Source organism: Desulfofundulus sp. TPOSR (assembly GCF_011393055.1).
GTDB classification, from domain to species: domain Bacteria; phylum Bacillota; class Desulfotomaculia; order Desulfotomaculales; family Desulfovirgulaceae; genus Desulfofundulus; species Desulfofundulus kuznetsovii.
Genome location: NZ_JAAOEF010000001.1, coordinates 455,133 through 468,714, shown reverse-complemented (window position 1 = coordinate 468,714; position 13,582 = coordinate 455,133). Strand labels below are relative to the sequence as shown.

At 51.2% G+C, this 13,582-nt stretch carries 15 protein-coding genes and 1 tRNA gene; 10 read left to right on the top strand and 6 right to left on the bottom strand.

The genetic code is table 11. The features are described 5' to 3' along the window. Positions 1-105: 105 nt before the first annotated feature. The 6 genes from iscB to G7K71_RS02385 all read left to right on the top strand — a co-directional run bounded on the left by iscB (position 106) and on the right by G7K71_RS02385 (position 6,122). Positions 106-1,371: an RNA-guided endonuclease IscB gene (gene iscB / locus G7K71_RS02410; protein ID WP_166343191.1), complete on the top strand. Its 1,266-nt coding sequence runs from the start codon at positions 106-108 to the stop codon at positions 1,369-1,371. Positions 1,372-1,580: 209 nt separating this feature from the next. After that, the gene (locus G7K71_RS02405) at positions 1,581-2,183 is read left to right on the top strand and encodes an SEC-C metal-binding domain-containing protein (protein ID WP_243174537.1); all 603 of its coding nucleotides are present in this window, start codon (positions 1,581-1,583) and stop codon (positions 2,181-2,183) included. Between the two features lie 42 nt (positions 2,184-2,225). Next, positions 2,226-2,834, top strand: coding sequence for an IS607 family transposase (locus tag G7K71_RS02400; protein ID WP_243174535.1), 609 nt, complete (start codon positions 2,226-2,228; stop codon positions 2,832-2,834). Continuing rightward, a complete protein-coding gene (locus G7K71_RS18985) occupies positions 2,809-4,284 on the top strand; it encodes a transposase (RefSeq protein WP_207712594.1) in 1,476 nt (491 codons plus the stop codon). The genes G7K71_RS02400 and G7K71_RS18985 overlap by 26 nt, the downstream gene beginning before the upstream one ends. A 781-nt stretch (positions 4,285-5,065) precedes the next feature. Then, positions 5,066-5,341, top strand: coding sequence for a hypothetical protein (locus tag G7K71_RS02390; protein ID WP_207712593.1), 276 nt, complete (start codon positions 5,066-5,068; stop codon positions 5,339-5,341). 100 nt (positions 5,342-5,441) lie between these two features. Further along, positions 5,442-6,122, top strand: coding sequence for an SOS response-associated peptidase (locus tag G7K71_RS02385; protein ID WP_228292811.1), 681 nt, complete (start codon positions 5,442-5,444; stop codon positions 6,120-6,122). 316 nt (positions 6,123-6,438) lie between these two features. Here the strand turns inward: G7K71_RS02385 and G7K71_RS02380 are convergent. The 5 genes from G7K71_RS02380 to G7K71_RS02365 form a co-directional block, all read right to left on the bottom strand. Continuing rightward, a tRNA-Ala gene (locus G7K71_RS02380) sits at positions 6,439-6,514 on the bottom strand. Between the two features lie 87 nt (positions 6,515-6,601). Next, the gene (locus tag G7K71_RS19735) at positions 6,602-6,730 is read right to left on the bottom strand and encodes a hypothetical protein (protein ID WP_279286267.1); all 129 of its coding nucleotides are present in this window, start codon (positions 6,728-6,730) and stop codon (positions 6,602-6,604) included. 77 nt (positions 6,731-6,807) lie between these two features. Continuing rightward, positions 6,808-7,044, bottom strand: a complete 237-nt coding sequence (locus tag G7K71_RS02375) for a hypothetical protein (protein WP_013822164.1) — start codon at positions 7,042-7,044, stop codon at positions 6,808-6,810. A gap of 149 nt (positions 7,045-7,193) precedes the next feature. Beyond that, positions 7,194-7,790, bottom strand: coding sequence for a hypothetical protein (locus G7K71_RS02370; RefSeq protein ID WP_166343187.1), 597 nt, complete (start codon positions 7,788-7,790; stop codon positions 7,194-7,196). Positions 7,791-7,892: 102 nt separating this feature from the next. Continuing rightward, positions 7,893-9,461, bottom strand: coding sequence for an ABC transporter substrate-binding protein (locus G7K71_RS02365; protein ID WP_166343185.1), 1,569 nt, complete (start codon positions 9,459-9,461; stop codon positions 7,893-7,895). A gap of 360 nt (positions 9,462-9,821) precedes the next feature. On the opposite strand from G7K71_RS02365, the gene G7K71_RS02360 reads away from it, so the two are divergent. Then, positions 9,822-10,688, top strand: coding sequence for a TIM barrel protein (locus tag G7K71_RS02360; RefSeq protein ID WP_166345010.1), 867 nt, complete (start codon positions 9,822-9,824; stop codon positions 10,686-10,688). A gap of 19 nt (positions 10,689-10,707) precedes the next feature. On the opposite strand, the gene G7K71_RS02355 is transcribed toward G7K71_RS02360, so the two are convergent. Continuing rightward, on the bottom strand, positions 10,708-11,193 hold the full coding sequence (locus G7K71_RS02355) for a hypothetical protein (RefSeq protein ID WP_166343183.1): 486 nt from the start codon (positions 11,191-11,193) through the stop codon (positions 10,708-10,710). 183 nt (positions 11,194-11,376) lie between these two features. Here G7K71_RS02355 and G7K71_RS02350 point away from each other — a divergent pair, with 183 nt between their 5' ends. The 3 genes from G7K71_RS02350 to speB are packed head-to-tail and all read left to right on the top strand — an operon-like array spanning position 11,377 to position 13,580. Further along, positions 11,377-11,835 carry a pyruvoyl-dependent arginine decarboxylase gene (locus G7K71_RS02350; protein WP_013822169.1) on the top strand — a complete coding sequence of 153 codons (459 nt, stop codon included), beginning with the start codon at positions 11,377-11,379 and terminating at the stop codon, positions 11,833-11,835. A 19-nt stretch (positions 11,836-11,854) separates the two neighbouring features. Beyond that, complete coding sequence (speE, locus tag G7K71_RS02345; RefSeq protein ID WP_072870900.1) at positions 11,855-12,688, top strand: polyamine aminopropyltransferase; 834 nt, start codon at positions 11,855-11,857, stop codon at positions 12,686-12,688. A gap of 22 nt (positions 12,689-12,710) precedes the next feature. Continuing rightward, the gene (gene speB / locus G7K71_RS02340) at positions 12,711-13,580 is read left to right on the top strand and encodes an agmatinase (RefSeq protein WP_166345007.1); all 870 of its coding nucleotides are present in this window, start codon (positions 12,711-12,713) and stop codon (positions 13,578-13,580) included. Positions 13,581-13,582: the final 2 nt, after the last annotated feature.

The following is a 13,582-nucleotide window of genomic DNA, read 5'->3' as shown; positions in this document are numbered from 1 at the left end:
CGAGGGCGAAACGGCCCGGCGGGTGTACCGGCCGCCAACATGGACGAGGCAGCAGCCCTTGAAAAGGGGCGTCACTCCCGGATGGGAAGGAGGCTTACGTACCCCATGTACGTCTTTGTTTTAAGCAAAACAGGAAAGCGTTTAATGCCCACCCATGCAGCCAAGGCGCGAAAATTGCTCAAAGAAAAAAAGGCTAAAATCGTCAGCAGGAACCCTTTTACTATTCAGTTGACCTACCAGACTACGGAATACACTCAGAACCTGACCGTCAAACTCGATCCCGGTTTTAGGAAAGGCGGTGTTGCCCTGCAGTCCAACGATAAAATCATTTTCCAGGGCGAAATCACCCACCGGCGCTACATAAACCAGCCCACAAAAGGCCAGGTGCTGGTCGTCCGCCGGCAGAGGAGAAGGGCCAGGCGTTACCGCATCAGGTACCGCGCCCCCCGCTTCGACAACCGGCGCCGCCCGGAAGGCTGGCTACCGCCTACGATAAAAGCGAAGGCCGACGTGCTGATCAACGTGCTCAAAGTGTTGGCCAAATACGCCCCAATAACCAGGGCAATCATCGAAGCAGGCAGTTTCGACACCCATAAAATGCAGGACCCGGACATTAAACCCGAAGACTACCAAAACGGCCGCCAGAAGGGATTTAAAAACGTTAAGGAATACGTCAAGCACCGGGATAGGCGCTGCATAAACTGCGGGGCGGAAATTAAAGAGGTCCACCATCTCAAACAGAAGGCCAAAGGCGGTACCGACAACCCGGACAACCTGGTTGCGCTGTGCGAAAAGTGCCACCGTCTGGTGACCCTGGGCAAGCTTAAACTCGACATATCGCCCGGGAGAGAATTTAAAGGCGCGGCCTTCATCAACGCGGCCAAAAACTACATTGTATCTGAAATCAAAAAGTTCATCCCGGAGGTAGTCATTCAGAAGGGCTGGCAGACCAAAGAAGAGCGCGAGCGCCTTAACTTGCCTAAGACCCACATCAACGACGCCATCGCTATGGGCACCTACGGACAAAGTGTCTACATTCCAGATATTTCTGGTTACGAAATTCGTCCCCGCCAGCGTGCTGTTCGCCAGCAGTACCTGTCGGAACCCGAAAAGGGCGGTGTCTTCAAACGCTATCGCCACCCCTGGCAGAACATAGCGGGCATAAAGCGCGGGGACCTCTGTCGGGATAAGAAAACTAACCAACTGGTACGGGTGGACACCCTGCTTTCCAGCGGCAGGCTGAACGCCCGTGTTTTAAAAACCGGTCATAGGTTGGTCAATATTGTTCCCGACCGGCTGCAAATAGTAGAGAGAGCTAAGGGTCTAATGTTCCTTCCCAGAAAGGAGGGTAAGCCGGCGCTCCTCCCCTGAATAAATTCAGAGGTATCCGCGCCGGGATTTGATCATGAACTCGCAGCAGTGTTATAAAATTTCAGGTGTTCTTTGCGTGACGGCATGCAATTGTGTCAGCTGGGAGCAGGCTGTTGGCGTATGGAAAGTTTCCCAGGTGGAATGATTCGATTTGTGGGCAGCTGTCCCTTCGTAAACTGACAGAGGGAACAGATAAGATGTTGAGGAGGATGACTTTGCCTAAAATCGGCAGAAACGACCCCTGCCCCTGCGGGAGCGGGAAGAAATATAAGAAATGTTGCCTTGGTCAGAGCAGGAAAAAGCACTGGTTTTTGGATGAGGTCCGCTCTTTTACCACAGAAGAGATCATCTTAAAGTTGCGTGACTTCGGAATAAACGTAACCGAAGAAAGCTTTCTTAAAGAAGTCGAAAACTTTTATTCAGTATGCGATTTGGCCGAACATTGGTGGAAGACCAATAAAGTTACCGCGAAAGGCTACGACCAGGACTTCCCCTGGATGGCCGCCGTTGTCCTTTGGGAAAGGTTGGCCCCACACATGATTAATTCCGAGAAACTGGACGACATGATGCAGGAAGGGTACCGTCTCTGCAGCGAAGGAAAAGAGGAAGAAGGCTGCCGGATATGGTTGGAAGTGTGGGAGCACCTGAAAAAACGTTTTACTCCGGAGATGAAGTCCATCAATGACGCGGAAAAAGTCTTTTCAGGGCTGCAGAACCTTTTTAACTGGTGCCAGGACCTGGAGATGGAACTGAGTAACGCGGGGCTAAAAGACCCGGTCTTGTCAACAGTTGACATATTCCCTATACAATGATATACTTACCTCATGAAACATGATCTGGAAGTCTATTTACCAATGAGGAAAGTCTGCGAAATTCTGGGCGTTGTACCCATAACTCTGCGCCGGTGGGAGAAAGCAGGTAAAATTAAGGCCATCCGCACTCCTTCCGGTCAAAGGCGCTACGCCCGAAGCGAGGTCCTTCGCCTTTTGGGAGAAAATCAGCCCGAGGGTGTTCGGGCCGTAATCTATGCCCGGGTATCTTCGGCAAAGCAGGCCGGCGAAGGAAATCTGGAACGCCAAAAGCAGCGTTTAGAAAGATATGCCCAGGAAAAGGGTTACGAGATAAAAGCAGTCATTGCCGAACAGGGTTCAGGACTGAACGAAAAAAGAAAAGGCCTCGACCGGATTTTTAAAATGGCTCGCGAAGGGAAAATCGACTTGGTAGTAATCGAATTCAAAGACAGGCTGGCCCGGTTCGGCTACAATTACATCGAAAAATACCTCAACGCTTTCGGTGTCCGGATAGAAATCGTCAATGGGGCAGAACCGAAATCCCTTCAGGAAGAGCTTGTTGCTGACATGTTAGCTATTCTTGCCAAGCTGTACGGCCACCGGAGTAAAGAGTTCCGAAAAAAAGTAAGGGAGGCCATAAAGGACATTGAAGCCGCCGAAAAAGCCGAATAATATGTTCACTATAAAAGGCATATTAACCGTGGACGAGCGCCTGGCAGCAATCCTGATTAATTTCATGCGCGTCTTTCAGGCTGCCAAGCGCACCGCCTACCAGGCCATCCGCCGGGGAGTGAAGAGAGAAGAAATTATTTCCTCCCTCCAGAGTAAATTCATCCGCAACGCCCGCTGGTGCCAGTGGGCCTATGCCGAAGCGGGAGACACCATCCGCTCCCAGAAAGAGCTCATCGACATGTACATTCACGACCTGGAAGCAAAAATCAAAAAAGCCGAAGAGAAACTGGAACGGACTAAAAAGTCTCCTCACCGCAAGGGGATTTTAAACAGAATAGAAAAATTGAAAAACAAGCTGATTTACTGGCAATCACACAAAGAAAAAGGCACTGTTCCTCCCGCCGTCTTCGGCGGCAAGAAAAACCTCATCGCCTTGACCCAAGGCAGGCTCTCCAAAGAAGAGTGGAAAGAACTACGAAGCAATTCCTTTACCAGTGTTGGCCAGGCTAATCAGAAAGGACTTAGAGGCCAGCAGGGCAACGCCAATACGGAAATCTTCTTCGACGGGGAGAATTTCTTTCTGAATATTTATTTGCCTCCGAACGATGAAGATGTAAAGTTGGGCCGGGGGATTCCCCGCCGGGATGAGGACTGGGTGACACTGCCGCTGTCTATTCCTGCCCCTTACGTGAAGTACCTGGCCGAACACCTGGCAACCGGCAGGCCGTACACGGTACAGGTCATTCGCAAAAAGAACCGGTTTTTCTGCCACATTTCCTTTTCCCTGGAAGATGCCAAAGAAGTTGACCGGAGTTTAAAAATGGCCGGGATAGACCTGAATCTGCAGGTCATTTCGGTAACCATCGTTCACCCCAACGGTAACTACCTGATTTCGCGCAATTTTCCCTGTCCGGACCTGCCCTACGTGAGCCACGAAAAAAGACTACACATCATCGGCAGCCTCTGTAAAGAAATTGCCTGGTGGTTAAAGAAACAGAGCGTCACCCAGGTTGCGTTAGAGGAGCTGTTTTTCAATCAGGACCACGACACCAACCGCTTCTTCAACCGTATGAGCCACAACTTTTCGCATAAAGCCATGTTCACCAACCTGGTCATCCGTTTAAGAAAAGAAGGGATTGCAGTTTTTACGGTAAACCCGAAGTTTACTTCCTTCATCGGGTTTGCCAAGTATAAAGATACCTACGGCCTGGCCGTCCACCAGGCCGCTGCTCTGGTCATCGCCAGGCGGGCACTGGGCTACAAAGAAAAGCTGCCCAGGGAAATTAAAAGGCTGCTGGCGCCGAAGGAAGGACAGCCGCACCTTTCCACCTGGGGCAAGCTTTTCGGCATAGTCAAGGCCGCCCGCCAAAAAGCCAGGAAAAACGGTGATTATAAAAAGAGCTGGACAATCGAAAATTACCTGACCTACGCGAAGCTAAAAGTTGCATAAACTTTCAAGCCTGCCGTTCCTGCCTTATGCCCGGCTTTCCTGGGAAGCCGGCGCCCGTGATAGAAAAGAGCAGGGTATCCGACCGGATGGAGCAACGTTCGCGGTTTAGTAACCGTTCAAGGGGAGAGCGGGGGCGGCAGGTAGGCGGGGTAACTCCCCCCTCCGGTATGTGCCCAAAAGGCAACTCCTTGCGTAAGCAGGAAGTTTGTTCTGCGGGACGGAAAAACGCTGGAGTGCCGCCTTAAAGCCACAAGCCTGCCAGGTGCATACTTGCTTTGCAGGTATGTGGGGCTTCCCCTTCTGGGGTTTAAGTCGGGCCAGACGGTGACGGAGGTAGCCGTCGGTGGCAATGCCATCTGCACAATGAGTACCTTGGTACAGGGTTATATTTAGTCAACTAATGTATAACCTTGTATAGGGAAAATTGACCTCTTTTACGAGAAGAGGATAGAATACTGCCGGGAGTTTTGCTCTCTGTTTCCGGAAACAGAGAGGCTGATCATCGAAAACATGAAGAGGGCGGAAGCGGAATCTTACTTCGCCCTTGGTCTAGTCGAACAAGGAGAAAAAGCTTTTCAGGCTCTGGTGAATGAATTCCCCGATTCCGCCTGGGCGTACATCGGCTGGGGAAACATGTACTGGCTGTTTCGGGACAGCAAGGCCCCATGCGATTACGATAAAGCAGAGAGCATTTACCGCCTGGCGTTAGAAAAAACGTTACCCACCGGGATGATGTGTTGGAGAGGCTCCGGGATTTGGAGAAGGAAAGGAAAAGTAAGGAGTGATGAATTTAATGCCACTATTAGGATCAGAGCAGCGCCCAGTTATTGTGAAGGTCAATTCCGAAGAGAGAGCAAGGAAAGTTGCTGAGATATGTGGTACTTATGGGTTAGATTATATCATAGGGTTTGAAGCGATTGAAGACATTACGGATCCCAAAAAAGCAATAAAGCAGCAAAGAAATCTTATCGATCCTTATAGCCCTTGTCCTTGTGGTAGCTGCCAAAAATATAAATTTTGTTGCGCCAAGAAAGAAATCGAATTGGATTTAAAATAGATGAACTGAGGGAAAAGTACGGGAAGGATGTGATAAAGAAGGCCGCGTTGTTGAAATTTTCCTCTTTTTAGCGGCGGGAAATTTACTATCCACGGAGGGGGTGCTCATCATCTGCGGTCGCTTTACTTTAACTGCTACTCCGGAAACAATCAGCAAAACCTTCTGCGTCCCGTTCGATATCCCGTACTCTCCGCGGTATAACATCGCGCCGGGGCAGGCCGTCCCTGTAATCGTCGGAGAGGAATCCGGGCGGCTTCTCAAAGCTATGCGCTGGGGTCTTATTCCTCACTGGGCGAAAGACGTCTCAATTGGGAGCAAACTCATCAACGCGCGGGCTGAAACTGTTTTGACAAAGCCTTCTTTCAGGGACTCCTTGCGATACCGGAGAAGGTGCCTCGTTCCCGCCGACGGCTTTTACGAGTGGAAAAGAGAGGGAAAAAAGAGCACCCCTTACAGGATAGTGCTTCCCGGCAAAGAGGTGTTTGCCTTTGCCGGTCTCTGGGACAGGTGGGATTCCCCAGAAGGAAGCGTGTTTTCTTTTACAATAATTACTACCGAGGCAAGTGAATCCATAAAGGAGATCCACGACAGGATGCCTGTCATACTTAGCGACGAGGAAGAGTACGTTGAGTGGCTTGAGACTGGAGATTTTAACGCCTTGAGGAAAATTCTCCGCCCCTATGAGGGAAAGCTTCATGTTTACCCCGTTTCGAAATTGGTCAACTCACCAAAAAACGACATGCCCGAGCTCATCCTGGAAGATGGAAGTGCAGAACCGTAATACTCGCTTGTTAAGCCCGGTTAATTGCATGCTAGGAAAACCACACACATGCCAACTTAATGTTGGAAGCGGGGGAGCACCCGAAGATAACCGCCGCTCGTTTAGGACACGCCGATACCAAGACACTGATGGAGACTTACACCCATGTGGTGCCTAGAGTACAAAAAGAAGCGGCTAGAAGTGTAGACAGTCTACTTTTTGGCAAAAAGAATGGGCAAGGAGAGAGTACCGTCCGCGGTGGTTAGCAAAATGTTTGCAAAACGTTAGTAAAAAAGCTTTCCGGGGCGCAGAAAACCCCGGAAAGCCTTGATTTTCCTGGTGGAGGCAATGGGACTCGAACCCACGACCTCTAGAGTGCGATTCTAGCGCTCTCCCAGCTGAGCTATGCCCCCACGGCAATTTGCATTATACCATGAAAACGCCCTTGTTACAAGGGGTTTAAATTCTGAGCCGGAGAAATTGTCGTCCCGCGCCTGTGGCTAATCTCTGGGTTGGATAAAGCTGTAAATGAAGTAGGCCGCCAGGGACAACCAGCCCGCACCCATGAGTAAACCCACAGGTATGGCCCACCAGGTGGAAGGGTTTCTCTTTGTATCTGCTTTGAACATTTCCACACCTCCAGGTTTATTATTTCCTGGGCGGGAAGTTTTGAAACAAAGCCCTACCCGTGAGGGTAGGGTGTGTTTTATGAAACCTTTTGCATAGCTTCTTGTTTTTGCTTTTTATTGTATTGCTCTTCCGCATAGTCCGTGGATATGAGGTAGAGGTTCACCCACAGTTCGTGTTCGTTATTTTTGCCATCAAGTTCTTTAGCCAGTTCTTTAAACTTCTTCTCCACGCGGTCTTTAAAGGCAGAAAATTCCACCAGCAAGTCCACCACTTCCCGGTGACTGTATGAAGCACCGTCCCGCAGTGTTTTCACTAAGATTTCCCCCCCAAAATCAATTCTTATACCTATTATACATTTCCAGGAAAAATTGTTAAGAGGTAGACGGTGTCTAAAAGATCCTACTTTTGTAGTAAAAAAATAACAACGGGGCCTTTTATTGGGACCCCGTTAAACCGTCAATTTTAGTTGTTTGATATTACCCCGGTGTAGTTTGGCGAGTAATTGCCCTGCTCATAAATGCTACCTTGGAATCCGCCGCCCTGTAACCCGGATTGGCCTGGTTGCTGGAAACCACCGTACTGTCCTGCGGCACCGAATTGCTGGCCGGTCTGGTAACCACCGAATTGTCCGGTAGTGCCCTGGGTGGCATATCCGGAGACATTGCCGTAACTAGTGGGCTGTGTTGCGTACTGGCTGATGTTATAACCCCCAGTGCCGGTAGTTCCGAAGCGGGCGGTGCCAAATTGTTCGCCAGCCTGACCGTACTGGCCGGTGAAGGGTTGATAACCCTGGGCATATCCGCCAACTCCTGTCTGTCCCACACCGTATTGCACGGCGTAGCCGCCTGCGGTTTGCCCGAATTGACCCTGGGCCTGAACTGTGGAACTAATTTGTTGGGCCATACTGCTCAGGCTATTCAGATCCTGTTGCATTTGGCCGGCGAGAAAAGTGAGGCGTTGTAATTGCTGTTGCTGAAGTTGGTTGCAGAGCTGGCTGATGGAGTTTGCTTCATCCCTTAATCTTTGGATTTGCTGCTGCATTTGGACGATCCGGTGCACTTGACACTCCTCCTCAAAATGATTGTGCTTTTCAGCCATAGTATGGTTGAAAAATTCCAGCTTTATAACTGGTATATTTTAGGTATTATACAAATTGTAAAGTTATTCGCTTATTTGTGCGTTTCCCAGATAAGGTATTCCGTGGGGGCGTATTATTACACCTTGAACATTATCAGCGACAACGAGCGTGTGTAAACTATGGTGGAGAAATACCATGGGAACATCCTCCTTGATGTACAGGAGAACATCCCGGTAAAGCCGTGCCCGAAGGCTGCTGTCCACTGTTTGTTGCGCAGTAATGAGCAGGGTGTCTACCCGGGGGTTGCGATAACGGGTGGTATTAAGACCGCTGGCAGTTTGTGCCGAAGAGAAGAGCGTATAAAGAAAATTGTCCGGATCACCGTTATCGCTCGTCCACCCGTAAATAAAGGCGTCTCCTTCCTGGCGGAAGAGTGCTTTTTTAAATTCGTCCCAAGGGTAAATCCTAATGGAACAGGAAAAACCGGCCCTTTCAAGTTGTTCGCCCAGAGCCCGGGCCAGTCTTTCTCCCCCCGCGGGGTTGTAGGGGCGAGTACTGGCATAGGCCAGAAGAGTAATTTGCAACCCGGGGGTGTAGCCGGCGGCAATTAAATCCCGGCGGGCCCTTTCGGGTTCTGGTGACAACGGTTCGGGAGTTTGTTCATAACCCAGTGTCCCGGGAGGCAGGGGGCCTCTGGCCATGATTGTTTGCCCGGGGAATAATCGTTCCGCCAGTTCCTGGGGGTCACAGGCCTGCCGGGCCGCCCGGCGTAACACTGCGTCACGAAATGGACCCTTATTGGTATAAAAGCCCAGGTAGCTAATGTCAAGACCGGGTGTATTGATCACCCGGAACCCCTTGTTTTTTAAGGCTGCCAGCCCTTGCGGGGGAATACCTTCACTGATCTGGGCGCTTCTGGATAAAAGGAGTTTTACTCTCATGTTTGGATCAGGAACAGTACGGAAGATTACTCCTGGTATGGATGGCTTAACCCCCCAATAGCGGGGGTTGGCTACAAGAATTATTTCGTTGTTCTCTTTCCACTGTTGAAAGATAAATGGACCCGTTCCGGCAGGGTGTTTCCAGAACTCCTCCTTGTACTGTTGCACCGCTCGGGGACTGACCATCGGAGCGGCCACGGGCATGGCCAGGTTATAAAGAAAAGGAGCATAAGGGTATTTTAAATTAAATCGTACAGTTAAGGAGTCTATCACTTCTACCGATTGGACCATACCGTAAGTAAAAGCGGCGTAAGTATAACGATTTTGTTGATTGAGCAACCTCTCGACATTAAACTTTACCGCCTCAGCATTAAAAGGAGTGCCATCATGAAAGGTTACGTTGGGCCGGAGATAGAACGTCCACTGCCGCCCATCCCGGGAAACTTCCCAGCGTGTGGCCAGGCATGGTTCAATTTCCGTACCCGTCCTGAGCCGTACCAATCCCTCGAAGATATTGGCCAGCACGCGGGCGGAAGCCAGGTCGTCTGCCCGCGCCGGGTCCAGGGTGCGAGCTTCTGTTTCCTGCAAATAAACTAAAAACTCCTGTTTTTCCTTTAACCAGGATGTAGGTACCACCGGCACCAGTCCCTTTATGTAAAAAAGCCAGAGACACAAAAAGAGGGTTAACAGAAAAATGATTCGCTTGAGCATGGCTACTCCTCCTGATACCATATCATACTATATAAGGAATATATGAATAATTCTACCTCTAACGGAAAAAACCTCTAATAAATAATGGTTAAACTTTTCCTTTTTTCGGGGAGGAAAAGGGCAGCTGTTGTCGAAATTACTGGCCACTGCTTTTTTACAAGTAGAAGTTTTGACCTGCCCAGCACTCACTACAACCAGAGTTTTCTGATGAGATGATTGCCAACTATATTCAGTTTAAATGCCTGCGTAGGTATCCTGACTCGGTGAGTGCTGGGTCACCGGAGAACGCGTGCAAACGACAGGCAAGTACAATTTCAGGAGAAGAAGTGTTGATCTTTGGCAAGGGGAAGGGGTATTGTGATGGGCATACGTTTCGGGCCGGCAGGAAACCCGCCATCCTTTCAGGCCCAGGGGTATAAAAGTTCCCTGGACATGCCCGCCTGGTTAAGGGGGCAGGGTCTTAATGCCTATGAATATCAGTGTGTTCGGGGAGTGCATATCGGAGAAGCCACGGCCAGGAAACTTGGGAAAGTGGCCCGGGAAAACGGGGTGTTCTTAAGCGTTCATGCCCCCTATTACATTACTTTAGGGACTACTGATCCTGTTTTCAGGGAAAAAACAAAGATGCACTTGCTGAAATCTATGCAGGCCGCCCAGTGGATGGGGGCTTCCCCGGTGGTCTTTCACCCGGGAACGGGAGGTGGAAAGGACAGAACCGGCGCTATGGCCAGGGCCAGGGAGCTCTTGCTGGAGATTCTAGCGGTAGCGGAGGAAATGGGGTTGGGGGATATCCGTGTGGCGCCGGAAACGGCGGGCAAACCGGCACAACTGGGGAATCTGGACGAGGTGCTGGAGTTTTGTACCCTGGACCCCCGGGTGGTGCCGGCCGTGGACTTTGCCCATTTACATGCGGCCGGTCAGGGGGCATTGAAAACGGTAGAGGATTTTGCAGCCGTTTTAGATCGGGTTGAAAGCCTTTTGGGCAAAGAGGCGGTTCAGAAACTGCATATTCATTTCAGCCCCATTGAATTCACCAAAGCCGGGGAAAAAAGACACCGCACCACATTGGATGATGGTTTTGGTCCCGATTTCAGCCTTTTGGCCCGGCTGATCGTGGAAAGAAATCTCACTCCCACCATTATCTGCGAATCCTATGATCGCCAGGTGGAAGACGCCCTCGTCTTTAAAGCACTTTACGAGCAAATAAAAGAAAAGGCAGGGGGTTGATTCCCCCCGCCTTGGAATTCTAGTGGGTTTCTACGTCCTGGCCGCCAAACTGGCGCAAAACCGCAGCTGCGTCATTGGCTTTGTTATCATCGCACCGTACGGAAACCAGGATGTTGCCCTGTTTGACCTTTTCTTCGTAGTAGCGTCCCCGTTCTGCCGGGATGCCCCAGTCGATCAATCCTCCGGCAATGCCCCCGGTAGCAGCGCCGGAGAGCAATCCTGCAATGGGGCCGGCGGCTACTATTGGTCCGATGCCGGGGATAGCCAGGGCTCCGGCACCGGCCACCAGACCGGCCAGGCCACCCAGCACCCCTCCGGTAGCGGTCCCATCGGCAACCGGGTCACCGCCCATCATTGGACCGGCGTCGGCACGGCGTCCCCCGCGGGCTACATCCTCTTTGGCCACCACGGAAATTTCGCGGTCAAAACCCCTGGAACGCAGCTCCGCAACTGCCCTGTCCGCCGATTCCCGCGCACTAAAAGTTGCCAGTACTGTTTTTGCCATATTGTGACCTCCTCGACTACAAGTTTCATCATTCGATGGTTAGAATGTAATCGGGAGGATTTTTTCATACCAGGGAAATTATGGTATAAGTTTCTGGTTAACAAAATAGTTTATTTTTTCATGTCTTCTGTTATAATATAACTTGTTGTTTTTGGTTAAGACCATAGAAAGGGGGAATTTGCCGTGTTGCCCACCCCAAAGAAATTTTTTCTCACCGCTGCCAGTGCTGAGGGGCACAGCGAATTGACAGCATTTGACAATGCCCTTCTGGCCGGCCGTATCGGAAATATTAATCTGATTCGGGTTAGCAGTATTCTGCCTCCCGGAGCGGAGTACGACCCTGAATTGTCAATTCCTCCCGGTTCCCTGGTGCCCACCGCTTACGGTTACATCATCAGCGAGGTTCCGGGAGAATTGATTGCCGCGGCCGTGGGCATAGGTTTTTCGGAGGATACCTTTGGCGTGATCATGGAGTTTGCGGGTAAATGCTCGCAAAAAGAAGCCGAAGCGCGCATTGAGGCTATGTTGCGGGAAGCCTTTGCCTCCCGGGGCATGAAACTGGCGGACATGAAGATTGCAGCCACCGAGCACCGGGTGGAAAAAATCGGTTGCGCCCTGGCGGCCGTACCGCTGTGGTATTAATTTTTCTGGGGGTATGGAGATGAACTGCTGGTTTACTGAATTGCAGACCGACCACATGAAACTGAGCTGCCGGGTGAAAAAGGTATTGTGCGAAGAAAAAACGCCTTTCCAGCACCTGGCCGTTTATGACACGGTCCAGTTTGGGCGCATGCTGGCTTTGGATGACGTCATTCAGACTACCGTGAAGGATGAGTTTGTCTATCATGAAATGATCGCCCACGTGGGTCTGAACACCCATCCCAACCCCCGCCGGGTGCTGGTCATCGGTGGAGGGGACGGGGGTTCCATCAGGGAAATCCTCAAACATTCTTCAGTGGAGCAGGCCACCCTGGTGGAGATTGATGAACGGGTGATTGCCGCCGCCAGGGAGTACCTGCCGGAAATCAGCTGTGCTCTGGATGACCCCCGGGTGCGGGTTATTGTGGACGACGGCATCAAGCATGTGAAGGAAAACCGTAACACCTATGACATGATTATTGTGGATTCCACCGACCCCGTGGGTCCCGCGGAAGGCCTTTTCGGGAAGGCCTTTTACCAGGATGTCCATGATGCACTAACTGAAGACGGCCTGTTTGTTGCCCAAACCGAATCTCCCTTTTTCAACCAGGACATCATCTCCCGTGTATTCAGGGATATCCGGAGCATTTTTCCCATCACCAGGCTGTTTTTAGCCTGTGTTCCCACTTACCCCGGTGGTTTGTGGAGCTTTACCATGGGCAGCAAGAAATACGACCCCCGGCAGGTAAATGTGCTGGAGTTACCCGATTTGAAAACCAAGTATTACAGCCCGGCCATCCACCGGGCGGCCTTTGAGTTGCCTCCCTTTGTGGCGGAGCTGGTTGAACAAGGTTAACAGCCTTTTGGGGGAAAGCTTCATGCTTGCGGAAGGGTTGGAGAAAAGCGGCGCATTTATGGGGAGTACCGATGACTACAGGCGTGCCTCTGTAGTTATTCTGGGTGCTCCCCTGGATTTAACAGTGAGCTTCCGTCCGGGGACCCGTTTTGCCCCGGCCCAAATCCGCCAGGTGAGTGTAGGGCTGGAGGAGTACAGCCCCGCCCTGGAGCGGGATCTGGTTGATTATGCTTACTATGATGCGGGAGATATTGTCCTGCCCCCGGGGCGGGTCCAGGAAAGCCTTGGGCGTATTGGTGCCGCGGTGGCCACTATCCTGGCCGACGGCAAGTTTCCTCTTTTGCTCGGGGGGGAGCACCTGATTACCCTGCCGGTGGTGGAAGCTCTATTTCGTTGTTATCCTGATCTGGCAGTGGTACACTTAGATGCCCACGCGGATCTCCGCGAAGAATATTTAAATGAAAGACTCTCCCACGCTACTGTAATGCGCCGGGTGGTGGAGATACTCGGAGCGCAAAATGTTTTTCAATTAGGCATCCGTTCCGGAACCCGGGAGGAGTTTTCCTACGGCCGGGCAAACACACATTTCTTTCCAGGAGAAATCCTGCGGCCTTTAACTCAAATTCGCACTAAGCTCAAAAGCCGGCCGCTTTATCTTACTTTGGATATAGATGTCCTGGACCCGGCCTATGCCCCGGGTACGGGTACGCCGGAACCGGGGGGGTGTACGCCCCAGGAGGTCTTCCAAGCCCTTTACCTGCTGGCTGATTGCCGGGTGGTGGGTATGGATCTGGTAGAAGTGTGCCCGGTTTATGACCCTACGGAGCGCACATCCCTGCTGGCGGCTAAAATCGTCCGGGAAGCTATTTTATGTTTTGGGCAAGGGAAATGAAC

Coding starts and splice junctions, on each gene's coding strand:
- speE (WP_072870900.1), top strand. CDS start 11,855: ATGAACTGCTGGTTTACTGAATTGCAGACCGACCACATGAAACTGAGC.
- G7K71_RS02355 (WP_166343183.1), bottom strand. CDS start 11,193: ATGGCAAAAACAGTACTGGCAACTTTTAGTGCGCGGGAATCGGCGGAC.
- iscB (WP_166343191.1), top strand. CDS start 106: ATGTACGTCTTTGTTTTAAGCAAAACAGGAAAGCGTTTAATGCCCACC.
- G7K71_RS19735 (WP_279286267.1), bottom strand. CDS start 6,730: ATGTTCAAAGCAGATACAAAGAGAAACCCTTCCACCTGGTGGGCCATA.
- G7K71_RS02400 (WP_243174535.1), top strand. CDS start 2,226: ATGAGGAAAGTCTGCGAAATTCTGGGCGTTGTACCCATAACTCTGCGC.
- G7K71_RS02360 (WP_166345010.1), top strand. CDS start 9,822: ATGGGCATACGTTTCGGGCCGGCAGGAAACCCGCCATCCTTTCAGGCC.
- G7K71_RS02405 (WP_243174537.1), top strand. CDS start 1,581: ATGACTTTGCCTAAAATCGGCAGAAACGACCCCTGCCCCTGCGGGAGC.
- G7K71_RS02365 (WP_166343185.1), bottom strand. CDS start 9,461: ATGCTCAAGCGAATCATTTTTCTGTTAACCCTCTTTTTGTGTCTCTGG.
- speB (WP_166345007.1), top strand. CDS start 12,711: ATGCTTGCGGAAGGGTTGGAGAAAAGCGGCGCATTTATGGGGAGTACC.